At 61.8% G+C, this 23583-nt stretch carries 20 protein-coding genes and 2 pseudogenes; 10 read left to right on the top strand and 12 right to left on the bottom strand.

Annotated elements, in window-relative coordinates:
- Positions 1-224, top strand: a pseudogene (locus NKH12_RS12780) (formylmethanofuran dehydrogenase subunit C); the annotation flags it as partial.
- 64 nt (positions 225-288) lie between these two features.
- Here the strand turns inward: NKH12_RS12780 and NKH12_RS12775 are convergent.
- The 3 genes and pseudogenes from NKH12_RS12775 to NKH12_RS12765 all read right to left on the bottom strand — a co-directional run bounded on the left by NKH12_RS12775 (position 289) and on the right by NKH12_RS12765 (position 3856).
- Positions 289-1113 (bottom strand): alpha/beta hydrolase, encoded by an 825-nt coding sequence (locus tag NKH12_RS12775; RefSeq protein ID WP_352953438.1) that lies wholly within the window; start codon positions 1111-1113, stop codon positions 289-291.
- A gap of 11 nt (positions 1114-1124) precedes the next feature.
- Entirely contained in the window at positions 1125-2612 is a 1488-nt protein-coding gene (locus tag NKH12_RS12770; protein WP_352953437.1) for an NAD-dependent succinate-semialdehyde dehydrogenase, read from the bottom strand.
- An 18-nt stretch (positions 2613-2630) separates the two neighbouring features.
- Positions 2631-3856: pseudogene (locus NKH12_RS12765) on the bottom strand (iron-containing alcohol dehydrogenase).
- Between the two features lie 144 nt (positions 3857-4000).
- On the opposite strand from NKH12_RS12765, the gene NKH12_RS12760 reads away from it, so the two are divergent.
- Entirely contained in the window at positions 4001-4702 is a 702-nt protein-coding gene (locus tag NKH12_RS12760) for a GntR family transcriptional regulator (protein ID WP_352953436.1), read from the top strand.
- A gap of 190 nt (positions 4703-4892) precedes the next feature.
- Positions 4893-5486, top strand: coding sequence for a DJ-1/PfpI family protein (locus NKH12_RS12755; protein ID WP_352953435.1), 594 nt, complete (start codon positions 4893-4895; stop codon positions 5484-5486).
- Positions 5487-5572: 86 nt separating this feature from the next.
- Here NKH12_RS12755 and NKH12_RS12750 read toward each other — a convergent pair whose 3' ends face one another.
- From NKH12_RS12750 to NKH12_RS12740, 3 genes are all read right to left on the bottom strand, one after another.
- A complete protein-coding gene (locus NKH12_RS12750; RefSeq protein WP_352953434.1) occupies positions 5573-7096 on the bottom strand; it encodes a xylulokinase in 1524 nt (507 codons plus the stop codon).
- A gap of 87 nt (positions 7097-7183) precedes the next feature.
- Positions 7184-8137 (bottom strand): shikimate dehydrogenase, encoded by a 954-nt coding sequence (locus tag NKH12_RS12745; protein ID WP_352953433.1) that lies wholly within the window; start codon positions 8135-8137, stop codon positions 7184-7186.
- A gap of 79 nt (positions 8138-8216) precedes the next feature.
- Entirely contained in the window at positions 8217-8858 is a 642-nt protein-coding gene (locus NKH12_RS12740) for a glucose-6-phosphate isomerase (RefSeq protein ID WP_352953432.1), read from the bottom strand.
- A gap of 224 nt (positions 8859-9082) precedes the next feature.
- On the opposite strand from NKH12_RS12740, the gene NKH12_RS12735 reads away from it, so the two are divergent.
- From NKH12_RS12735 to NKH12_RS12710, 6 genes are all read left to right on the top strand, one after another.
- A complete protein-coding gene (locus NKH12_RS12735) occupies positions 9083-9742 on the top strand; it encodes an orotidine 5'-phosphate decarboxylase / HUMPS family protein (RefSeq protein WP_352953431.1) in 660 nt (219 codons plus the stop codon).
- Positions 9727-10233, top strand: coding sequence for an SIS domain-containing protein (locus NKH12_RS12730; protein ID WP_352953430.1), 507 nt, complete (start codon positions 9727-9729; stop codon positions 10231-10233). Before NKH12_RS12735 ends, NKH12_RS12730 begins: the two co-directional genes overlap by 16 nt.
- Before the next feature lie 303 nt (positions 10234-10536).
- Positions 10537-12009, top strand: a complete 1473-nt coding sequence (locus NKH12_RS12725) for an ABC transporter substrate-binding protein (protein WP_352953429.1) — start codon at positions 10537-10539, stop codon at positions 12007-12009.
- A gap of 92 nt (positions 12010-12101) precedes the next feature.
- Positions 12102-13220, top strand: a complete 1119-nt coding sequence (locus NKH12_RS12720; RefSeq protein ID WP_352953428.1) for a carbohydrate ABC transporter permease — start codon at positions 12102-12104, stop codon at positions 13218-13220.
- On the top strand, positions 13217-14263 hold the full coding sequence (locus tag NKH12_RS12715; protein ID WP_352953427.1) for a carbohydrate ABC transporter permease: 1047 nt from the start codon (positions 13217-13219) through the stop codon (positions 14261-14263). The genes NKH12_RS12720 and NKH12_RS12715 overlap by 4 nt, the downstream gene beginning before the upstream one ends.
- 5 nt (positions 14264-14268) lie before the next feature.
- On the top strand, positions 14269-15345 hold the full coding sequence (locus NKH12_RS12710; RefSeq protein ID WP_352953426.1) for an ABC transporter ATP-binding protein: 1077 nt from the start codon (positions 14269-14271) through the stop codon (positions 15343-15345).
- 110 nt (positions 15346-15455) lie between these two features.
- Here the strand turns inward: NKH12_RS12710 and NKH12_RS12705 are convergent, their stop codons facing one another.
- From NKH12_RS12705 to NKH12_RS12695, 3 genes are all read right to left on the bottom strand, one after another.
- Positions 15456-16964, bottom strand: coding sequence for a tripartite tricarboxylate transporter permease (locus NKH12_RS12705; RefSeq protein WP_352953425.1), 1509 nt, complete (start codon positions 16962-16964; stop codon positions 15456-15458).
- Between the two features lie 10 nt (positions 16965-16974).
- A complete protein-coding gene (locus NKH12_RS12700) occupies positions 16975-17448 on the bottom strand; it encodes a tripartite tricarboxylate transporter TctB family protein (RefSeq protein WP_352953424.1) in 474 nt (157 codons plus the stop codon).
- Between the two features lie 96 nt (positions 17449-17544).
- Positions 17545-18522 carry a tripartite tricarboxylate transporter substrate-binding protein gene (locus tag NKH12_RS12695; RefSeq protein ID WP_352953423.1) on the bottom strand — a complete coding sequence of 326 codons (978 nt, stop codon included), beginning with the start codon at positions 18520-18522 and terminating at the stop codon, positions 17545-17547.
- 363 nt (positions 18523-18885) lie between these two features.
- Here NKH12_RS12695 and NKH12_RS12690 point away from each other — a divergent pair, with 363 nt between their 5' ends.
- The gene (locus NKH12_RS12690; RefSeq protein ID WP_352953422.1) at positions 18886-19287 is read left to right on the top strand and encodes a hypothetical protein; all 402 of its coding nucleotides are present in this window, start codon (positions 18886-18888) and stop codon (positions 19285-19287) included.
- 130 nt (positions 19288-19417) lie between these two features.
- Here the strand turns inward: NKH12_RS12690 and uxuA are convergent, their stop codons facing one another.
- From uxuA to NKH12_RS12675, 3 genes are all read right to left on the bottom strand, one after another.
- Positions 19418-20626, bottom strand: coding sequence for a mannonate dehydratase (uxuA, locus tag NKH12_RS12685; RefSeq protein WP_352953421.1), 1209 nt, complete (start codon positions 20624-20626; stop codon positions 19418-19420).
- A 159-nt stretch (positions 20627-20785) separates the two neighbouring features.
- The gene (locus NKH12_RS12680; RefSeq protein ID WP_352953420.1) at positions 20786-21892 is read right to left on the bottom strand and encodes a glycosyltransferase; all 1107 of its coding nucleotides are present in this window, start codon (positions 21890-21892) and stop codon (positions 20786-20788) included.
- Positions 21893-21900: 8 nt separating this feature from the next.
- On the bottom strand, positions 21901-23466 hold the full coding sequence (locus tag NKH12_RS12675) for a GumC family protein (protein ID WP_352953419.1): 1566 nt from the start codon (positions 23464-23466) through the stop codon (positions 21901-21903).
- Between the last annotated feature and the right edge of the window lie 117 nt (positions 23467-23583).

Below are 23583 nucleotides of genomic sequence, written 5' to 3'. Positions count from 1 at the left end.
GCTATCTGATGCGTCGCGGTTCGATCCTGCTCGATCGCGCGCCGAAGAGCCTGTCGCCGAGTTTCGTCGAATGCGGCGCGCCAGAGAGCGTTTTCGCCGCCGTCATCGATCGCCATCTGATCGCCGAGGGTATTTTGAAACGGCCGCTGCTGGGCAATGCGCCGCAAAAATATGGCGGTGACAACGCGGTGCTCGGAATGGGTGAGGTTCTTTTCCGTCGCTGAGGCGTGCTGCTGATGGCATCGCGGTCAAGCCGCCACGGGTGATGGCCGGCATGTCTGCAGGGGGTTAGCGGCGGTCGTTTGCAATCAGTTTCGTCAGACAATCACCCGCCTGGCTCTCAGGCACGCCGAGATCTCTGACACTGTCCATGTGGTTGCGGTTCGCGAGAACAAGCGACGTTACCGGCGAGCCCTGCTGCAGCAGGTTCTCTTTGAATCGATCTGCTTGCTGATGGAAAGGCGGCGTCTCATTAGCTCCGACCAGAACCGTCGCCTTGGTTTGAGGATCATGCCGATAGGCAAGAGGTGTAAACATGGCGACTTCCTCATCGGTGATTCCAATCTCGTTGGCGAGAAAGGAGTTCTGGAGCGGTTTCAAATCGTAGAGCCCGCCGAGCAGAAGAGCTGCCCGGACATTCGAGGGGGTATTCTCGCTGTTGAACAGAAACGTTGAAAGATGTGCTCCGGCCGAATGACCGCTGACAGTCAGTCCTGCAGGGTTTCCGCCATGGTCGGCGATATGGGCCAGAACCCACTGCTTGGCGCGGCGCACCTGGTCGACGATCGTAGCCATTCTGACCTTGGGCATCAGAGCATAGTCGACGATGACGGCAATCGCACCCGCCTGGGTAATCGTCGTCGCGACGTATGAGTAGTCGCGCTTGGAGAACATTCTCCAGTAGCCGCCATGGATAAACATATGCACCGGCAGGCCGCTTCTTTTGCCCGAGGGAAAGAACAGGTCGATCGTTTCGGTCTGATCCGGCCCATAGGCAACGTCCGCAGTCATTGGAATGGTTGCGCGGACGGCCTCGCTGCGGTGAACGATGTCCTGCACGATTTTGTCAAAATCCGCGACGTGGTCGCGGATGCGGAACGGATCGCTTTGCACTCTTCCTCCACTCAGATGCTGATGGCGAGGTATTTCGCCTCCATGAACTCGGCAATGCCGTGATGCTGGCCGCCCTCGCGGCCGAGGCCGCTCTGCTTGACCCCACCGAAGGGTGCTGCCGGATCGGACATCAAGCCGCGGTTGAGAGCGATCATCCCGGCTTCGATCTTGGACGCCACCCGCATTCCACGCGCAAGATCGCGCGTGTAGATGTAGGCGGCAAGACCGTATTCGGTGTCGTTGGCGCGCGTGATGACGTCGGCTTCCGTTTCGAATTTCGAGATCGGCGCCACCGGCCCAAAAATTTCCTCGTGCGCCATCTCCGCCTCGGCCGGGACGTCGCAGAGCACGGTCGGTGGATAGTAGTATCCCGTTCCCGAGCCTGCCTTGCCCCCGCACAGCACCCGTGCGCCACGGGCGACAGCATCGTTGACCAGACGGTCGATCTTGTCGACCGCCTTCCTGGTGATCATCGGCCCGCACTCCGTGGCCGCGTCCGTACCAGCGCCGATCTTGAGTGCCGACATCCGCCTGGCCAGGCTTTCGCCAAAGGCATCGTAAACGCCAGACTGGACATAGATGCGGTTTGCAGCCGTGCAGGCCTCGCCGGCGTTGCGCATCTTCGCCACCATCGCCCCATCGATCGCCGCGTCGAGGTCCGCGTCATCGAACACAAGAAATGGCGCGTTGCCGCCGAGTTCCATCGAACACGAAACCACATGCTTTGCAGCCTCGGCCAGCAGAACGCGCCCGACACCGGTCGAACCGGTAAAGGAGAGTTTCCGCACCCGCGGATCGGCCAGCATCGCGGCCGTCACAGGGCCGGGATTGGAGGTTGTCAGAACGTTGACAACCCCCGGTGGGACACCCGCTTCCTCATAGAGTGCGGCAAGCGCGTAAGCGGTAAGCGGGGTTTCACTGGCCGGCTTGAGGATGACCGTGCATCCTGCGGCGAGTGCTGGCGCGATCTTGCGCGTTGCCATGGCTGCAGGAAAATTCCAGGGTGTGAGAAGGATACAGATGCCGATCGGTTCGTAATCAACCACGATGCGGTTGGTGCCGGAAGGCGCAATTCCGAACTCACCGGTGATGCGAACGGCTTCCTCGGCATTCCAGCGAAAGAATTCCGCAGCATAGGCGATCTCGCCTCGCGCGTCCCGGAGTGCCTTGCCGTTTTCCAGCGAGATCAGCGTTGCCAGCGTCTCGGAACGTTGCGTCATCAGCTCGAAGCAACGTCTGAGGATTTCGGAACGCTTGCGGGGTGCCGTTGTGCGCCAGCTATCGGCGGCCTTGGCCGCAGCCTCCACGGCGGCCGCGGCATCTTCGATCGTCGCATCGGGAACCGCGGCGATCACCGCTTCCGTGGAAGGGTCCACGACCTGGATTTCCCTGCCGTCGGCGGATTGCCTCCATTGGCCGCCGATATACAAGCCGTGGGAGAATCTATGGAAGTCGGCAATGTCCTGATCGTCCTCCAGCACCTGATGAGATATGTTCATGGCCTGCTCCTCGATTGCTCACATGACACAGGCGGCGAGGTCGCCATCATAGGCGGCCTGGATCAGGCCCCGCATGGCTGCCAGATCGAATGGACGCGGATTGTTCTTGATGAGTCGGTCAATGCCGAGCGCCTGTTCGGCCGTCCAATCCAGCTTGTCGGCGGGAAGCCCGAGCTTGGCCAGCGTAGGCGTGATCCCGATCGATCCAAACAGCCGGCCGATCTCGTCGATCGTCGCGTCGGCCATCTCACCGGTACTCCGGTCCCTCCCGTCGAGACCGAGGGCAAGGCCGATCTCGGTCATCTCGGCGGCCGCGGCGGCCCGGTTGTACTTCATGACATACGGCAGCATGGTGGCGACACCCAGCCCATGAGCGGTGTGGGTAAGGGCGCCGACCGGATATTGCACCGCGTGCGCCGCCGCCGTTCCGGCCGTACCGAACGCGCAGCCGGCTGCGAGCGCGCCCATCATCACATCGGCCCGAGCGTCCTCGTCGTCGGGGTCGCGGTATGCCTTATCGAGACTGCGGCCAAGCAGCTTGATCGCGAGCAGCGCAAAATGATCGGTCAGCGCGCTCTTGCCGATGAAGACATCTGTTGCGGCAGGCTGGGGTCAGTGCCGCGCCTGACGGCGGTAAAAGCCTCGATCGCATGTGTCAGCGCGTCTGCGCCCGCGATCGCCGTCAGTCCCGGGGGACATGTCATCGTCAGTTCCGGGTCGCAGATGGCGGCTGCCGCGATCAGATGCGGGCTGGAGATGCCTACCTTCATGGTGCGATCCGGATCGGAAATCACCGCGACAGGGGTCACTTCCGAGCCGGTGCCGGCTGTCGTTGGCACCGCGATCACCGGCAGAGTCGGACCAGGCACCTTGAACTCGCCGTAGTAATCCTGGAGCAGGCCGCCGTGGCTGATGAGCAACGCGGCGCATTTGGCCATGTCGAGACAACTGCCGCCTCCGATGCCGATCACCATGTCCGGCGCAAACTCTCGCGCCTCCTCGACGCAGACGACAACCGTGTCTCGTGGCACATCGGGCAGCACACGGTCGTGCACCAGCACATCGATCGATGCGCCCTCGAGCGCCGCCATGATCTCTGCGAAGGCGACAGTTGCGGCAAAGCGCTCGTCCGTACAGACAAGAGCGCGACGGCCCAGCCTGGCCGCAACGGTTGGAATGGCATGGCGCTGGCCCTTCCCGAAGAGGATTTCACGCGGCAGCCTTATGGCAGCGAAAAGGCTCATGTTCAGCGTCTCTCGATGAGGTTGGGAGTGGAAAGCGAAAGCTCGTTGAGGCTTTAGAAAAATATCCTCTATTAAATCGTATAGGATATAGGATTGTATTGAGCGAAGCATCGTGTTAGCCAGTGATCCTGTCAAGAGGCAAAGATGCAGGTCACGAACTTAAGCAATGGCCGAGAAGTCGACCCCGCCAGCGGACGCATCCAGCGATCCAACAGCCTGGTGGAGGACGTGTATGAAGCGATCTTCGCGCAACTCATGTCGCTGAAGATCGCGCCTGGCTCACGAATCACCGTCGACAGTCTGGTCAAGGAGCTCGATGTATCCCACACGCCGATCCGTGAAGCGCTTGGCCGCCTTGAAGGCGAAGGCCTTGTGCTGAAGACACATTTGATCGGCTACCGCGCCGCACCGCAGATAACCAAGCGCCGATTTGACGAACTCTATGAGCTTCGCCTGCTGCTCGAGCCGCATGGGGCAGCCAAAGCAGCCGCATTGATGGATGAGACGAAACTTGCGGTGCTTCGGGAGTCCGCAGGGGGCATGGCGCGCCGCGAAGGCAAGGATGAACGCCTGCGTTACTCAAACTTCGCCCGGCAGGACGCCATTTTCCACGACAGGATCATGGAATTCGCAAACAATGAACTCGTGCGCGAGACTCTCGCGTTCCAGCATACGCACTTCCACATCTTTCGCCTGATGTTCCATTCGCGCGTTACCGAAGAAGCGCTCGACGAGCATGAGGCCATCCTGGCCGCCTTCGCCGCCTCCGACCCCGCTGCGGCGGAACAGGCGATGCGCCGTCATATCGAGCATTCTCGTGATCGTTTGTTGCTGGCGTTCGATTGAGACTGTCACGATGTCAGTCACCGTCCACATCGGGAGCGGCGCCGTCAATCTGGATGCACCGTTGATCTCGCAAGCAAACGCCCGGGACATCCCGGATCCTCTTTTCTGAGACCCGCGCCGCCGGGCGAGTGCAATGCCCGCCTGACTTCCATTCACAAAACCCTTCCATCCACAAAACGAGGAGCCGACCATGCCAGGCAAGAAAATACTGATGTTGACCGGTGAGTTTACCGAAGAATATGAGATCTTCGTCTATCAGCAGGCGATGGAGGCCGTCGGCCACATCGTCCACGTTGTCTGCCCTGACAAGAACGCTGGAGACCTGATCAAGACGTCACTGCACGATTTCGAAGGTGACCAAACCTACACCGAAAAGGCCGGCCACTATGCTTTGATGAACAAGACCTTTTCGGAGGCGGAGAAACAGCTCGACCAGTATCACGCCGTCTATTGCGCGGGCGGTCGTGGCCCCGAGTACATCCGCACGGATAAACGCGTGCAGGCAATCGTCCGCCATTTCCACGAAAACAAGAAGCCGATCTTTACGATCTGCCATGGCGTCCAGATCCTGATCGCGGTCGACGGCGTCGTGCGTGGCAAGAAAGTAGGTGCGCTGGCTGCCTGCGAGCCGGAAGTGACCCTCGCCGGTGGAACCTATATCGACCTGTCCCCGACTGAGGCCTATGTCGACGGAACGATGGTCTCGGCAAAGGGCTGGACCGCACTTGCCGCGTTCATCCGCGAGTGCCTGAAGGTGCTGGGAACGGAAATCCGCCACAACTGAGACAATCGTCCGATGCACTCCAGACGGGATGCGTCGTGATTGCCAAGTCTGTCGCTGCAGGCACGGCTCCACAGGCCTGAGATGCGTCACGGCTGCGTCGGCTGCGTGGCGGCCGCCAGTGCGTCGAGGTCGTCGTAGAGCGCCTGGCTGTGAAGGTAGAGCCGGTCGAAAACGGGTTGGGTGCGCCTGTAGGTCTCGGCCCATCTGGGGTCCGGCAGGATTTCGGCGCCGTAGCTCACAAAGCGCTCGGCCGCCTGTTCGACGCGCGAGAAGCGGCCGGTCGCCGTCGCGGCCATCGCGGCACAGCCGACAATGCCGCATTCAGGCTCCCGCGGAACCAGGATCGGAATGTTGAAGGCACTCGCCTTGATCTTCAGCCAGAGTTCGGCGCGCGCCCCGCCACCCGCGGCGACAACGCGCTCCAGCGGCTTGTTTGACGCGTGTTCCATGATGCGGATGTGGCGCGTCATGGCAAAGGCGATGCCTTCCAGGATCGAGCGGTGCAGATGCTCCATGCCATGGGCGGCGCCCAATCCGAAGAGCTGTGCGCGGGCGTTGCGATGGCGCCCGAGACGCTCGCCGGTGAGAAAGGGCATGAAGAGCAACGCGTCGCAACCGGCAGGCGCCTCGGCGGCGCGGGCGACGATCTCGTCATAGGACAGCGCGTTGTCGTGAAAGGCGCGGCGTGCCCAGCGCATGCCGTCGCCGCCAGTCTCCAGCAGCACGAACTGCGCCCAGTTGCCTTCGATCGTCGCAACGTTCGAGATTTCCGGATCAAGCAGCGGCTTCTCCGCGATCGCCGTAATGATGGCGCCAGTGCCGGTGCTGTCGGAACCCATTCCCGGCCGACAAGCGCCTGAGCCGAGCAGTGCCACCGGATAGTCGGCGCCGCCGACCAGCACGGGGGTTTTAGACCGCAGGCCGGTGTCGCGCGCCGCCTGTTCGGTGACGTGGCCGAGGATATCCAGCGGGTTGCGGATCGGCGGCAGCTTGGCGGCGTCCAGACCCATGCGCTCGATCATCGCCGGCGACCAGTCGAGCCGCTCTGGGTTCATCAGGAAACTGCAGGACGCGTCGCCTGTATCCATGGCAATCTCGCCGGTCAGCCGGTAGTTGATGTAATCCTTCGGCATGATGGCGACTGCGCTGCGGGCGTATGCGGCGGGATCGTTGTCTCGGACCCATTGCAGTTTGAAGCCCGGCCATGCAGGGGTCGGCGTGTTGCCGCTTTCAGGCAGGTAGCTGTCCGGCTCGTTTGCTTCCTCGAAGCGACGTACGAGATCAACGGTGCGCTTGTCGTTCCAGAGCGGCGCCGTGTCGCGGGTCAGCGCTCCGTGCGCGTCGAGCAGGACCAGCCCGTGCATCTGCCCGCAGACACAGATGGCGGAGATGTTTTCGCGGGTGCCATCGAGGCGGTCCAGCACCGTCTTGACGCTCGCTCGCGCACCCTCCCACCAGTCGGCCGGCCGCTGTTCGGCCCAGCCGAACTCCGGCACGATCTGGTCGTGCTCTCGCGACGCAAGTTCGAGGATCTTGCCGGTGACATCGATCAGTGCGGCGCGGACGCTGCCGGTGCCGATATCGATGGCGAGGAAGAGCTCGCCGCTCATTTCGTCACAGTCCTGAGTTGGGAAAACATGTGATCCTCTGTCTATCGATCAGAGCGAGCGGGCGTGACGAGAATGCGTTCCACGGCATTAGCTCTTCGCCGCTTCGATGGCGATACGCGAAATTTTGTCGAAGTCCGGGCCCGACACCGGGATCGCGATGTCGAAGACCTCTGCGATCACTTGCGTCCAGCCATGCAGGAAATATGTCCAACCGTCCTCGATCTGCAACTGCCGTCGGGCCTGCTGCCGTCTTGCCTGGTCGAGGAAGATCAGGTCGCCGCGATAATTGAGATCCCAGGCAATGGCGCGCTTGGGGAACACGCCGCCATCGGTGATCGGCGAGCCTGGGGCGTCCTTGCCAAGTCCCGTCGCGTTGATCACCAGCGAGCCGGGTTTCAGCGCCGCCAACGTCTCATCGTTGAGCTCGGGTCGGTCTGCCAGGACATACTCGAACTTGACCGTCGACATCATGTCTTTGTGGATGCGCTCGATTTCGTCGAGACGCGGCTGCGAGCGGTCGGTGACAACGATGCGCGAAGGTACGTCGGCGCCACGTTCCTTGCGCATCAGGTGCCAGGTGATCGCAATCGTCGATCCGCCGCCGCCCATCGACAGGATTTCGGCGCCCGTGTCCGCAAAATATCCCGCCGGGATGAAACCATCTATCGCGAGGCCCGAAGAGATCGGATCCTTGGCATGGCAGATCAGTTTGCTGCCCCGCTTCGACAGGCAGCTGGTCTCGTGCATCAGGCGAGCGAGCGGATCGATCACATCGAACAGGTCGCGCGTTGCGTTGAAGAGATCGATCTTGTGGGTGGTGACGAGCGCGCCAAGCGACAGCGGATCGGATTTTATGAAGGAGACGCACTCCCGGTACGCCTCCGGATCGGCATGGAGCGGAAAGTCGATGCCCCTAAGAACCGCATCCTTCAGACCGAGGTGGCGCGCCCAGTCTGGGAAAACCCGCATGATCGAACTGCTCGTTGTTGTGACGCCGATAAAATAGAATGTCGGCTGGGCAGCCGGCCGATAGCGGCTCATTTGCCGGTCTCCCGGATTTCCCTCGCGTGCAGCACAGCCGCAGCGGTGCCGAGTGAAGCAGCGATCTCGAAGGGAGCCTTCATGCCGGCACCGTGCGGGATTGTTGCCCATAGATGGCGGAGATCAGCTTCGCGTCACGCGGTCGCCAATCCGGGTTGTCGACCTCCCTCCAGCCTCCATCGCCGGCGACGACGCGCGAGCGCATGCCTCCCGATTTTGCGATGATCTCGTAGTCCTGCCCTGAATCGGCGGGGTAGCAGAACAGCATCACCAGATCGTCTTCCCCGACATTGATCGAGCGGTGGATCCAGAACGGGGGGACGTAACAGACGGTCTGCGCATCAACCGGCACGATCCGGACCTCGCCCTCCGGCGATTCCATCAGCATGAGGCCGCGGCCTTTCTGTCCGTAATAAATTTCGGGCCGGTCAGCCTGGTTGTGGATATGACCGCGCGTCATGAAATACTCGTTGCCGACCCTGCCGGGCGCCATGCGCGTGACGCCGAAAATCAGATCGCCCGATTGGTCGGTCGGTCGGAACTCGGAGACCTCGTAGACGATGCGCTCGCCCCATGTCGCGCACATGGCTTCGAAGGCCGCGGCGTCAGCATAGAGTCCGTCCAGATCGCGGAAGCGCTTCTGGTAGCTGCCGGTTGCATTTGCCATCGCACCGGTCGACAGATCGACCTTGCATCCCATGGGCTCAAACAATCTCGTCAAAGGACTACCTCATTGCATTCTGTTGGCGTCGGCGCTGATCTGACCCGTACCTCCTGCTTTCGATAAGAACTACACTTGCTTTACAGGGTACGATTTGCTCTCCCTATGCAGACCCAGTTGGAGGTTGCTGGATTATGGCAGATTTCGACTACGAAGCACACGACAGCAGGTTGGCCGTTGTCGTCATGCCGCATCCGCTGTCTTAAGCAATCGAGAGAACCGCCTTGCTCCTCCAAGTCGCCTTCGACAAGCCTGAACACCTGGCTCTGCTCCCGCAGATGAAGGAATTTGCCGACATTATCGAGATCGGCACGCCGTTGCTGAAACGCCTCGGCCTCTCTGCCATCACCACGGCGCGCGAACTCTGCCCTGAAGTCATGGTGTTGGCAGATACCAAAACCGTCGACGGCGGCCAGCTCGAGGCGGATATGGTATTCGGCGCCGGTGCCGCGTTCATGACGGTCCTGTCCTGTGCTTCGTCCGCCACGCATGAGGCGGTCGGAAAACGTGCCTCCGCCTTCGGCGCGACGGTTGTCGTCGACACCATCACCGAGGCGGGCAAGGCAGAATTGCTTCCCTTGAATGCTGTCTTCCCCGAAAGCTTCCGTTACGTCGCGGTCCACTCGCCAACTGATGCGCGGCTGGCGGGCAACACCTCCACGTCACATATCGAAGCCGTGAGGAAGATGCACGATCGCGGCTTTCTGGTTTCGCTCGCCGGCGGGATCGGCCCCGACACGCTGGAAGCGGTGATCGCAGTCGAGCCCGAAATCCTAGTGGTTGGCAGCGCCATCACAGAATCCGCAAGTCCGAAAGAGGTAGCCCGATGGATTCGCGACAGATTGCCCAATCCAGGCCGTGGCTGGCCGTGGGACAGGAGATAGCCGATGTTCTTGGCCGGATCGACGCCGACGCCTTTGCAGGGCTGGTGCAGGCGTTCGATGATCCCCACCAGCGATGGTTCTTTTCCGGTCAGGGACGCTCCGGCCTTGTCGCGCAGATGGGCGCGATGCGCTTCATGCATCTTGGCCGAGCGGTGCATTTCGTCGGTGAGGTATCGGCGCCGTCGATCCGCAAGGGCGATGCGCTGCTGATCATCTCCGGCTCTGGAGAGACACCGGTCAGTACAGGCTTTGCCCACATCGCCAAGGCGGAAGGCGCCAAGATCGTTACGCTGACGCATAAGCCGGCGGGGACCCTGGCCGGCATTGCCGATGTCACGCTGCATATCCCTGTCGAGAAATCGAAACAGTTTGGCGGCAGCCTGTTCGAGCAATCCTGCCTGATCCTGCTCGACAGCGTTGTGCTCTTCATGGCGCAACAGATACCCGACGCGCACAGACTGATGTTGTTCCGCCACACCAACTTGCAGTGACGCCCATGCCGACGGTGGTGAGCACCGGTGACGGGATTGTCGACGCGGTGGGATTTTCTCAGAAGATCGAGCGGTCTCCTAGCGGCGCCGCGCTCAAACCGCTGCGCGCTTAGGGCGATATGCCTCAGCCGGGAAGCCCCGAGGTACCTCATCTTCCGTAGTGGCATGGCACTGGACTCGCTGTGTGATGCCGATATTGTGTATTTGAGGAGCGTTGGTGCCGTGCTCTGGCGACGGCAACCGACGGAGATACCGGCAGCTGGTTCGCACGAACAAGTCCCGGTCAATATGGGAGGAAGTCTGATGAGAATTGGGGCCTTTCTGGCCGGCTTTTCGGCCTTTTCTGCGCTTGTTGGCGCACCTGCCTTCGCGCAGGACAAGCCGTTTGCGGGAGTTACCGTGAACGTTATTACGCAGACCGGTGCGATTCAGGAGCCTCTACAGAGGCGCGCGCCCGAGTTCGAAGCGCTCACCGGCGCCAAGATCAATGTCATCGCGGTGCCCTTCTCGGATCTCTATCAAAAGATCCTCACCGACTGGGCGAGCGGCACCAACTCGGTGGACGCCGGCGTGTTCGCCCCGCAATGGATGGTCGACTACATCGCCGGCGGCTACCTCGAGGACCTGACGCCGCGGGTCGAGGCCGACAAGGACATCCAGCAGGAGGATGTGGGCGCGTTCTTCCGGGACTTCTCCGAGAAGTACAGCGGCAAGACCTACATGATCACGCTCGATGGCGACTTCCATATGATGTACTACCGCAAGGACGTGCTGGAAGCGGCCGGCCTGGCGGTGCCGAAAACCTGGGACGAGTATCTCGAAGTCGCCAAGGCCACGCATGGCAAGGACATGAGCGGCGATGGCACGCCGGATTTCGGCTCGTGCATCGCCAAGAAGCGCAACGCGCAGAGCTATTGGTTCGTCACCGATGTGGTCGGCTCGATGACCCAGTCCAAGGGAACCAGCCAGGGCACTTTCTTCAACACCAAGGACATGACGCCGCTCGTCAACAACGACGCCTTCCGCAAGGCGCTCGACTTCCTGTCTGAATCGACCAAATACGGCCCGCCGGACGAGCTGAACCTCGATGTCAGCGACACAAGGCCGCTCTTCGCTTCCGGCCGCTGTGCGCTGAACCTCGACTGGGGTGATGTCGGCACGATCTCGATCGATCCGGCGCAGTCCAAGGTGATGGGCAAATGGGGCGCGGCGATCATGCCCGGATCCAAGGAGGTCCTGAACTGGGACACCGGCAAGCTCGAGGCCTGCACGGCAGAAAACTGCCCGCACGCGATCGACGGCGTGAACCACGCACCATTCGCCGCCTTTGGCGGCTGGGGCGGCGGCATCAACGCGGCGGCCGATCCGAAGGTGAAGGACGCCGCCTACGCGTACTTCTCGTTCATGACGCAGCCGGCGCAGTCGAATGCCGACGTGACCGTCGGCGGCACCGGCTTCAACCCGTACCGCACCTCGCAGCTCAGCTACAGCGACCTTTGGAAGAAGGCCGGCATGAGCGAGGAGGAGGCCAAAGTCTACCTGGGCGCGATCAACGACAGCATGAGCAGCCCGAACATGATCCTCGACCTGCGTATCCCACAAAATCAGAAGTATCAGCAGGTGGTGCTGGACGAGGCGGTGTCGCGCTTCCTCGCCGGCGAAATCGACAAGGAAGCGACCGTCGCGGCGGTCGAGGAAGGCTGGAATGAGCTGAACGAAGAGATTGGCAAAGACGAGCAGCTCAAACTTTACAAGGCGACCATCGGCGCCAAATAGGCAGCCAAGCAATCGACCCGGCGTGGCATCGGTCCGCGCCGGGTCTCATACCTGCCCCACTTTCCCGGGTTATGATGACCGCAACCGACACTATGCCAGAAGCTGCCGACCGTCGTAGCTGGGCCGAATGGCTGGACGGTCACTCCGGCCGGATCATGGTGCTTCCAGCCGTCGTCGTGCTTCTCTGCTTCGCAATTTTTCCGCTCATCATCTCGGCCTATCTCGCGCTTTCGCGCTTTGCGCTCGCGTCGGGCGGATTCACGCTGAAATTCATCGGACTTTTGAACTTCCGCAAGCTGCTGGTCGGCTCGCAGCAGTATCACCTGCTCGGCAAGTTGGGCACGTTCGGCTTTGTCCAATGGGCTTTGCTGGCGTTGATCGCGGCAGGGCTGCTTTTTCTTCTCGCCCGCTATCTCTGGCGTGGCAGGCCGACGATCGCCGGCATGGTTGGTCGCCTTCTCGCGACGGCAATGGCAATGAGCCTGGCGATCCTTGCGCTGGCCACCATGGCGCCGGGCGGCGTGCCGGGGACTGTCGTCAACACGCTTCTCTACGTGTTCGTCGGCGTGTCCGTGCAGTTCGCACTGGGGCTCGGCCTCGCGCTCCTCTGCGGCCAGCCTATCCGCGGCAGGAATTTCTTTCGCGTGCTTTTCTTCATCCCGCTGATGGTAACCCCGGTCGGCATCGCCTACACGTTTCGCATGCTCGCCGACATGCAGAAGGGGCCTTTCGCCCCGCTCGTGCGCGCTTTCGGCATCAGCGAGTGGTCGTGGGCAACAGAGGCCTGGTCGGCGCGGCTGATGGTGTTGGTCGGCGACACCTGGCAGTGGACGCCGTTCATGTTCATCGTGCTGCTGGCGGCCATTGAGAATCAGCCTCGCGATCAGGTCGAGGCGGCGCGGCTCGACGGAGCCAACGGGTTCCAGATTTTTCGCGACATTACCTGGCCAGCGATCGCGCCGATTGCCGCTACCGTCGTGCTGATCCGCCTCATCGAGGCTTTCAAGATCATCGACCTGCCGAACGTGCTCACCGGCGGCGGCCCTGGCCTGGCGACGGAATCGATGACGCTCCATTCCTTCATTTCCTGGCGCACCCAGGATCTTGGCGGCTCGGCCGCTATCGGCTACATGCTGCTCTTCATCTCGACCATCGTATGCGTCTCGTTCTTCAATTTCGTGGTCCGGCCGGCGCGCCGGTTCGAAGCATGAGCGCCGAGCCGCGCTCCCTGGCGCGCCGGCTGTTCGAGCCGGCCTCGATCGACAGCCAGGCGCCGGTCGCCAGGATCGTGACCTATGCGCTGCTGTTCCTGTGGACGCTGGTTGTGGTGGTTCCTCTCTACTGGGTGTTCATCACGTCTTTCAAGGGGCCTGGGGAGGTCGACAACGGGCCGTTCTATCTCCCGTTCGTCGACTTTGCCCCTTCGCTGCAGGCATGGGACTTCATGCTCGTGCAGAATTACACGCTGCGCCCATATATGAATTCCGTCGTTGTCGCGGTGGCCAGCACGTTGCTCGCAGTCCTGATCGGTTCGCTGGCGGCCTACGCGCTCGTGCGTATCCGCTTCCAGGTGAAGTTCGCCGCCGTTGCGATCTTCTTGATCCTGCTCACCGCAATCATCGTGGCGGTGGCCACTTTCGGCGTGCGGTGGGAGATCGCCATTGTCGTGGCGGCGGCTCTCTTCATCATTGCGCTGTTCACGCTCGTTGGGCGCACGGAGCTTGCGGTCGGCAACAACGACATTGAGTTCTGGATCATCTCGAACCGTATCATGCCGCCGATCGTCGCCGTGTTGCCGATCTATGTGATGTTCCAGCAGATGCGCCTGCTTGACACGCAGGTGGCGTTGATCGCCACCTACACCGCCATCAACCTGCCGATCGTCGTGTGGCTGACGCGCGATTTCTTCGCCGGCATCCCGCTCGACCTTGAGGAGAGCGCACAGATAGACGGAGCCTCCAAGTTTCGCGTTTTCTTCACCATCGCGCTGCCGCTGGTGCGTTCCGGCTTGGTCGCGACCTTCCTGCTGGTGCTGATCCTTGCCTGGAACGAGTATCTGCTGGCCCTCTTCCTTTCCAATGCCGATGCGCAGACCATGCCGGTGCTGGTATCGGCCCAGAACACGACCCGCGGGCCGCAATGGTGGAACATGTCAGTGTTGATCACCGTGATGATCGCCCCGGTGATCGTCATCTCCACCGTCCTGCAGAAGCACATCGCGCGCGGGCTGCTGGTCGGCGCAGTGAAGGGCTAGTCGATATGCGGGTCACCCTGTCCGATATCTATAAATCCTTCGGCGCGGTCGAGGTGGTCAAAGGGCTCAACCTGGAGATAGCGGACGGCGAGTTCCTGGTGCTGCTCGGCCCTTCGGGCTGCGGCAAGACGACGGCACTGCGCATGGTCGCCGGGCTTGAATCGGTGAGTTCCGGCCGCGTCCTCATCGGCGACCGCGACGTCACCCACGTGCTGCCCAAATATCGCGACGTGGCGATGGTGTTCCAGTCCTACGCGCTCTATCCGCACATGACGGTCGCCGAGAACATCGCATATCCGCTGAAGCTGCGGGGCGTGCCGCGCACTGAGCGCGACGCCTCCGTCCGCAGCGCTGCCGTCAAAGTTCATCTCGAAGAGTTCCTCGATCGCTATCCACGGCAGCTTTCCGGCGGTCAGCGGCAGCGCATCGCGCTCGCCCGCGCCATGGTGCGGCGGCCGAGCGTCTTCCTGATGGACGAGCCGCTCTCCAATCTGGACGCCAAGCTGCGCGGCCACATGCGCTCGGAGCTGAAACGCCTGCAGGCCGATCTGGGCGTGACGACGATATACGTCACCCACGATCAGATCGAGGCGATGACCTTGGCTCACCGTGTTGCCATCATGAACCGCGGTGTCGTGCAGCAGATCGCGACGCCCCGACAGATCTACGACGATCCGGCGAACCTGTTCGTCGCCGGCTTCATCGGTTCGCCGCCGATGAATTTTCTCCAGGGCGAGTTGGTCGAGGGTAGCTTCGCCTGCCCGGAAGGACGATTTGCGACCAGCGTTGCCGAGAGCCGAAAAAAGGTCACTGCCGGCCTTCGGCCCGAGGATTGCCGGGTCACGGGCCCATCGGCGGGCAAGATTGCCGCGCGGGTCTACGCTGTGGAACTGATCGGCGATCATACCTTGATCACCTGCCAATTCGGCGGGGCCACCGTAACGGTCAAGGCCGATAAATCGGCGCACTACGATATGGATGAGCCGATCGGCATCACTTTCCAGGACACCGCGGTCTTTCTGTTCGATTCGGAAACCGGAGCCCGCGTCGGTGGCCGCGCCCGTGGCGAGGCGGCCGCGTGACTTTCGCTGGAGCGGGATGCGTTCAAAATTGAACGAGGCATTCCGCTCTAGCTATTTGTTTTAGCCGCATTTCTGCGACGCCAAGTGATCCCACTTGGCTGCAAAATGCTCTAATTCTCCTCCACAAATACTTCTTCGCGCTTCTTCTTGACCGCCGGTAGGAAGACGATGACTAGCACGGCGAGCGCGATGAAGAGCAGGCCGGCGCTGATCGGCCTCGTCACGAAGGTGCTCGGGTCGCCGCGCGCGAGAATCATGGCGCGGCGCAGGTTTTCCTCGAGCAGCGGCCCGAGCACGAAGCCGAGCAGCAGCGGCGCGGGTTCGCAGCGCAGCTTGGTCAGGAGGTAGCCGAGGAAGCCGAAGAAGGCGACGGCGTAGAGGTCATAGACGTTGGTGTTGACGCTGTAAACGCCGATCGAGCAGAACGCCATGATGATCGGGAAGAGCACGTAATAGGGGATCGTCAGGAGTTTTACCCAAAGCCCGATCAGCGGCAGGTTCAAGATGATCAGCATCAGATTGCCGATCCACATTGAGGCGATGATGCCCCAAAACAGCGCCGGCTGTTCGATCGCGACATTGGGGCCGGGCACGATGCCCTGGATGATCATCGCGCCGATCATCAGCGCCATCACCGGGTTGGCCGGAATGCCGAGCGTCAGCATCGGAATGAAGGAGGTCTGCGCACCGGCATTGTTGGCCGATTCCGGCCCGGCGACGCCTTCGATGGCGCCCTTGCCAAATTCCCCGGGGTTTTTGGAAATACGTTTTTCGACCGTGTAGGAAGCAAAGGCTGCAAGGATCGCGCCGCCTCCCGGCAGGATGCCGAGCGCCGAACCAATGATCGTTCCGCGCACGATGGGCGCCGCCATGCGGCGAAAGTCCTCGCGGGTCGGCATCAGGCCGGAGACACTTCGGATCATCACGGAGCGCTCGTGCTCGTTTTCGAGGTTGCGCAGGATTTCGGCAACGCCGAAGACGCCGACCGCCACCGCGACGAAATTCAGCCCGTCGGCATATTCGCGGATGCCAAGCGTGAAGCGCGGCGTGCCGGTGTAGATGTCGGTGCCGACAATGCCGAGCAGCAGGCCGAGCACGACCATCGCCAGCGCCTTGACAATCGAGCCGTGGGCGAGCGCGACGGACGAGACAAGGCCGACGATCATCAGCGAAAAATACTCGGCCGCGCCGAATTGCAGCGCGATCGCCGTCAGCGGCGGGGCAAAGACGGCGACGAGGAAGGTCGACACGGTGCCGGCGAAGAACGAGCCTATCGCCGCGATGGCGAGTGCCGCCCCGGCGCGGCCGTTCTTGGCCATCTGGTAGCCGTCGATTGCGGTGACGGCTGACGAGGATTCACCGGGCATGTTGATGAGAATGGCGGTGGTCGAGCCGCCGTATTGCGCGCCGTAATAGATGCCGGCGAGCATGATCAGGGAGGAAACCGGGTCGCCGATCTGGAAGGTGATCGGCAACAGCATGGCGATAGTTGCGGTGGCGCCGATGCCGGGCAGGACGCCGATCAACGTGCCGAGAAGGACACCGATCAGACAGAAACCAAGGTTTGCCAGCGACGTAGCCGTCGAAAAGCCGAGCGCGAGGTTGTCGAGGAGTTCCATGTTCAGCCCCTCACAATACCAGCCATGAGGGCAGCCACGGGCCGAAGCGCCGGAACGGCAGGCCGAGCGCGTAACTGAAGACGAGGAACGCAAACAGCGTCAGGCCGGCGGAGAGCACGAGCGCGGTCAGCGGCCTCATGCGGCCGCTGGCAAAGGATGCGATCAGCGCCGTCAGGAAGATCGAAGGGATGAAGCCGAGGCCGCGCACTGTCAGGCCGAAGAAGATCGGGGCAGGGAGGATGAACAGCATGCCGCGCCAGGCTATATGGCCGATCGGCTCGCTCTCGAAGCGCACCGCTTCGACGAGGATGACGGCGCCGAGCAGGATCAGCACGATCGCCAGGACCAGCGGGAAATAGCCCGGTCCCATGCGGAAGGCGGTGCCGATTTCGAGATCGAGCGACTGCAGCGCAAAAAATGCACCGAGAAAGATGAACAGCGCGGCGCATACGCCGTTGGTCGTGTCGATTGTGAAAGGTTTCATGTCGTCCTCCCAGGCCCGCGCCGCGGGCGCGCCGGTGCAGTGCGAAAACGGGGCCGAAGCGAAACGGGGCGCCGGGGGGCGCCCCGGTTGGACACCTCAGTCAGCGTACTGGCCGGCGGCTTCGATGACCGGCTTCCAGCGCGCGATCTCGCCCTCCAGCTTGGCCTTCAGCGCGGCCGGCGTCGCGTCGGCGTCGGACGACGGCTTGGTGCCGAGCTCGGCGAAGCGGGCGGCGACGTTCGGATCCTTCAGTGCGACCTGAAGCGATTTCGACAGGCGCTCGGTGACCTCGGCAGGCGTGCCCTTGGGCGCGTAGAGGCCGTGCCAGATGCCGACCTGCACCTCCGGGAGACCGGCTTCCGTCGTCGTCGGGACGTCCGCCAGAACATCGAGGCGTTCCGGCGAGGTGACGGCGTAGGCCTTGATGGTGCCGCCCTGGATCTGCTTGGTGGTATTGGTCGTCTGATCGCACATGATATCGACCTGACCGCCGAGAAGGTCGGTCATGGCCGGACCGGTGCCCTTGTAAGGCACCGTGACCAGCGGCGTGCCGATCGCGCTCATGAACAGCATGCCGCACAGATGCGAGGCCGCGCCTATGCCGGCGTTGGCGACGGTGACGGTGTCCTTGTTGGCCTTGGCGTAGTCGACCAGTCCCTTCAGATCTGTCGGCTCGAGGTCCTTGCGGCCGACGATGGTCATCGGCACCTCGGTGACGAGGCCGACATATTCGAAGCTGTTCAGCGTGTCATATGCGAGCTTTCGGTATAGCGTGGCGCTTGTCGCCATGCCGATGTGATGGAGGAGCAGCGTATAGCCGTCCGGCTCGGCGTTCGCGACGCGACCGGCGCCCAGTGTGCCGCCGGCGCCGCCGACATTCTCGACGATGATCTGCTGGCCGAGATCCTTCGACATGGCTTCCGCGACGAGGCGCGTGACCGTGTCGGTCGGGCCGCCGGCCGAAAACGGCACCACGACTGTGATGGTGCGTTCGGGATAGGCTTGCGCCCCCGCGGCGAACGAATACAGCGTGGCGGCTGCGGCGGCGGCCAGAGCGGCGGCGAAGTTTCTCATCTTTGTTTCCTCCCAGGATATGAATTCCCAACCGCCTCCTGGAGTTCTTTTCAACACCGGCTGCGGGTGGACCAATAACGAGCGTAACCCAGCGGATTGCAATCGGACTCAAGCCGCAAGCCGCTATTATACACAAGTCCGCGCAAATGGGTGAAAAGGTGCCATCTAGCCGGAGGCCCGCTGCGGAGCGCCCAATGGTCGAATTCGATGGAATGTTAGCGAGTACTGGTTGCGGACCGCCTGTGCCCTTCCTCTAGAGTATCAACCTGCATACGCACCATGCGTCAGGCCAGGGTCTGCGTTTATCTGCTCTGCACAAACCAGGATTTCCTGTCGTGTCGTTCCTTTTCGTGGGAGGAAGTTATGCAGCGTGTTTACATCGTAGTGCTTGCGTCGACTCTTTCCTTAAGCTCAGCCGCTACCCAAGCTGAGGAGATGCCAAAGAGCGCCAAGCAGTTGACGGGTGATCAGATACCGGAATTTCTAGATGGCAAGAAGTTCAACGTGAAAATCGTTGACGCCGACGCGCCGATCACTGCAACCACCAACTGGAACTGGAACACGAAGAAAGTAAAAGGTACATTCGAATATAAGGGCCAAAAGGGGAAATTCGAAAACGACTGGGTGGTAAGAGGTGACACTAGCTGCGCAGAAAAAACACCTAAGGGTAAATGGGTTTGCCAGAAAGTTTTTGTCGATGGCACTACGATGTACGAAGTGAACGCCAAGGGGAAGCTGCACGCTATTTCCGAACCCAGCAGCTAACGACAATCACGGAAGCCGTGGCGATGCCTGGCGAATAATTTAATTTCGGACGGCTTCCGCGGCCGAACTGCTTTGGAAACCATTGCGGCTCATTGAACTGCGCCGGGAGGCGAGGCCGGCCCGTGGCGAACTAAGCTGTTGTCGACCTTCGAATGGCATGTTCGACGCCGCGGAGTTCGGCCAATCCCTTGAGCCGACCGATGGCCGGATAGCCGGGCTGGGCCCCACGCGTCAGGTCATCAAGGATATCCTGGCCATGGTCGGGGCGCATCGGGATGACGGCGTCCGGGCGTCCTTCCTTCTTACGCCGCGCTTCCTCGTGGAGCAGCGCCGCCACCACCGCCACCATGTCGGTGTCGCCGGCAAGGTGCTCGTCCTCGTGGAACGAGCAGGGGGTGCCGGCTTCTTCCTTGCGCACATTGCGCAGATGCGCGAAGTGGATTTTTGGTCCCATCCGCTCGATCATGCCGGGCAGATCATTATCCGGTCTTGCGCCGAGCGATCCGGTGCACAGTGTCGCGCCGTTGGCCGGGCTGTCGACTGCGTCCAGAATGTACCTATAGTCGGCTTCGGTCGACATGACGCGCGGCAGGCCCAGCAGCGGAAACGGCGGATCATCGGGGTGGCAGCAGAGACGCAGGCCGAGGCGTTCGGCCGTGGGCACGACCTCCGCCAGGAAATCGACGAAATGCTGGCGCAGGGTTGTTGCGTCGATGCGGTCATAACTAGACAGTTGAGCCGCGAGACCGTCGAGAGACGTATCTTCGGTCGAGCCGGGCAGACCGGAATTGACGCTTCTTGCCAGAATCTTCCGCGCACCGTCATCCATCTGCGCGTATCGGCGCTCCGCCTCGGAGACGATCTCCGGTGTGTAATCGCCGAGCGCCGCTTGGCGTTTCAGGATATGGATGTCGAATAGGGCGAAGTCGATCAGATCGAAGCGCATGGTGGTGCCGCCATGCGGCAGGCGCCAGGCAAGATCGGTGCGGGTCCAATCGAGCACGGGCATGAAATTGTAGCAGATGACCGAAATGCCGGCCCGCGCCAGGTTTTCCAGCGATGTAATGTAGTTGGCAATATGGCTGCGCCACTCGCCGACCTGCGTCTTGATCGCTTCGGAAACCGGCAGGCTTTCGACAATCTCCCAGTTTAGATCGCTTGCGCTTCCATCCGACAAAGACGCGACTTCGCGCTGACGTTTTTCGATTTCGGCGGGCAGCCAGACGGCGCCGTGAGGAACATGGTGAAGAGCCGAGACGATGCCTTGCGCCCCGGCTTGACGCGCATCCGCGATCGTCACCTTGTCGACCGGGCCGAACCAACGCCACACATGTCTCATTCGAACACTCCGTTAAAAAGAACCGCCGTGCGGCTGCCCGCCCGCTACCCGCCGCGGTGACCGACCCGCTGCTTCTCTTCATCGCTGCTATCAGATTGCGGTGTCGCGCGAATGGCGATAGCGGCTGGCATCAATCGACGCCAGTGCGAAATTCCCTGGCTAAAGCACCGCTTCGTATAGATCCCCGATCTTTTCAACTTCGAAATCCGCTGCCCTGCTTTTCAGGATGGCGGCAGAAGTGGGGTGGTCCAGCATATCAGCCATCGCCTTTGCCAGGGCCGCGGCATCGCCGACCGGCACCAAGGCGCCGAAACGGCCGTCCCCGAGAATCTCGCGCGGGCCATGCGGCGCATCTGTGGAGACTACGGGCACGCCAGCAGCCATGGCCTCGACCAACACATTGCCAAAACCCTCGCTCGTCGAGGAAAGGACGAACAGATCGGCTGCGGCATAACAGGCCGCGGGATCGTTGACGTAGCCAGCAAAGAGCACATCGGCGACGATACCAGCTTCCTGGGCATAGGTGCGCAACTCCGCAGCCAGCGGACCTTCGCCGAAGATCACAAGCCGAGCGCGGCGGCCGGCGCGCAGGATAGCGAAAGCTCGGAGCAGGGTCCGATGATCCTTGACCGGCACCAGGCGTCCAGCGGTGGCGATGACCGGGCCATCGCCCAGCGTTGCCAGCTCTGCCTGCCAGGCATAAGAATCTTGCTGGAGCGCCGCATCCGGCGGCAGCGGGTTGTTGATGACGACAACCTTGGATTGTGGAAAGCCGCGGGCCGCAATGTCGCGGCCGACACCCACTGAGACGGCGATGGCTTTGGTTGCTCGTGCTGCAACCAGCGCGGAAAGCCAGACCGCTATTCTCGCGCCGAGGCTGCTGGAAGGCAGTGAGGCCGCTGCGTGGAAGCTTGGAAAAAACCGCGCTCGGCTTCGCGCCAAGAGAAGCGCCAGCGCCACGACCAGATTGGCAAATTCCGGGGCGCTATAGACCGCATGGGGACCAAGCCGGTTGAACAAACGTGCGCTTCGCACGATGCCTTTCAGCGTCTCCCACTTGCCGTAACCCTCGCCCCGGATGGGAAGGTCGAAATCGACAAGATGCACCGCGGGGGAGCGCAGCGCGGCGTTGGGTCCTTCAGCGTTCCAGGTAAAAAGTGTGACATCGTGGCCACGTGATGCCAATTCATTTGCCATGAGGACGAAGACACGCTCGGCGCCGCCGCCCCTGAGACTGGCAATGTGAAAAACAATGCGCTTCGCCATGCCTGGATTCAGGCTCGGCTGACGTCGATGCCTGATCGGTTCGGCGGTTGGCGCACGTCGCGCACGATGCCCATGGCAAGGGCGAGCAGCATGCCTAGAGCAAAGCCGGCGAAAGCTCCCAGGCCTGCCATCAGGGGTGTGCGGGGCGGCCACGAGCGCCCCGCTGGCGGCACCGCGGTGGAAATCACCTGTACATTGGTGGTGTCGATCTGCTCGCGCTCGGTGATTTGGCGCGCGCGAGCCAGGAAGCTTTCATAGATCGTCCTCCTTGAGGCGGCATCGCGTTCAAGCTCGCGTAGAGCGACTTGGGACTCGCTGTCGGTGAAAACACTGCTCTTCAGATCGTTCATTTTGGCGCTGAGAGAAGCCAATGAGGCCTTGGCCTTGTCCAGGTTGGCTTTTGCCGTGCCGACCGTGCGGGCGAACTCCGCCCTGAGTTGAGAACTGACGGTTTCGAATTCTGTCCTCAACCGGACAATCGTCGGGTGGCGCGGACCAAAGGTCATCGACTGTGAATCGATTTGCTGCCGCAGGCCGTTTGTCTTGTCACGCAGTGCCGCGAGTGCTGCCGAAACCGCTGGGTCAGGATTGGCTCCATTGACGCCGGAAGCAACCAAGGCGTCGTAACTTGCCTGCGCAGCGATGACGCGCGATTGCGCCTGTCCAATTTCGCTATTGAGCTGCGTCATCGTCTGCGAACTGACAAGCTGGCCATTGCTGGCGGACAGGTTGTGGCTGCGCCTGTAGCTCTCGACCTTCTCTTCGGCCGCTTGCACGTCTCGCTTGAGTTGGCCGAGCCGGCCCTCAAGAGCAGCTGCGGCACGGCTGGCACCAGCAGCTTCGGCCTTGGCCAGTTCTTCCTGGAAAGCCTTGACTATGGCTTGCGAGATCAGGATCGCCTTGCCGGTGGTTTCTGCCGATACCGAGAGGGTTGTGACGAACGACGTTTCATCTGCAGCGACGCTGACCCGCTCCGCCAGGCTTTTCTGGGCGATAAGCTTCGGATCGGACTTGGCGCTACTCGCTCCAGCACCAGGCGTGGAGGCGCTCTGGTCCGGGTCGAAAAACTCCGGATCGTTGGTCAGACCGAGTTCGTCCACTACACGTGCAAGCACGTTGCCCGAGGTCAAGATGCGCTGCTTGCTGCGCGCGTTGAGTATTTGGCTATCGACCTGACCCGGTTGCGAATAAAGATCGTTTTCCACAACCTGCAAATTGGCAGGATTGATGAGGATTTCTGTCGTAACGGTATAACGCTGTTTGCTCAGCAACCCATAGGCGGCGCCGATGACGCCGCCGGCCACTGCCAGCATCAATGCCAAGACGAGCCCGGCACGCAGCCAGACAAACAGGCGTCGAAAATCGAGTTCAAGGAAATCGCCGATCTTGTCGAGCGTCACCGTCGGGACAGGCTCGGGTGTCTGCGGAGTAACAGGGCCGGAGGTGCGTGCCATGACTGGGGCATCCTGTTGCAGCCTTGCCCTGCTGGCGCGCCGCGCATTGGCGATCCGCTCAAGTGCGCTGATGTCGGAATCCGCTGCAGAGGGAGGGGTTGTGCCGGAAGCGGCGGACATGGTGCTAACTCTTGCTATTCGCTACGCGGGCCAGCACTACAGAAAGATCGTTAACATCTCATTTTCCAAGTTGGCATATTTTGCCGAGTCACACGCCGCGTCCGTTCGGCGGTCCCT

It is taken from the genome of Mesorhizobium sp. M1322 (assembly GCF_040318085.1).
Taxonomy (GTDB): Bacteria; Pseudomonadota; Alphaproteobacteria; order Rhizobiales; family Rhizobiaceae; genus Mesorhizobium.
The sequence above is the reverse complement of the archived record's forward strand: the minus strand, read 5'-3'. Positions and strand labels throughout refer to the sequence as shown.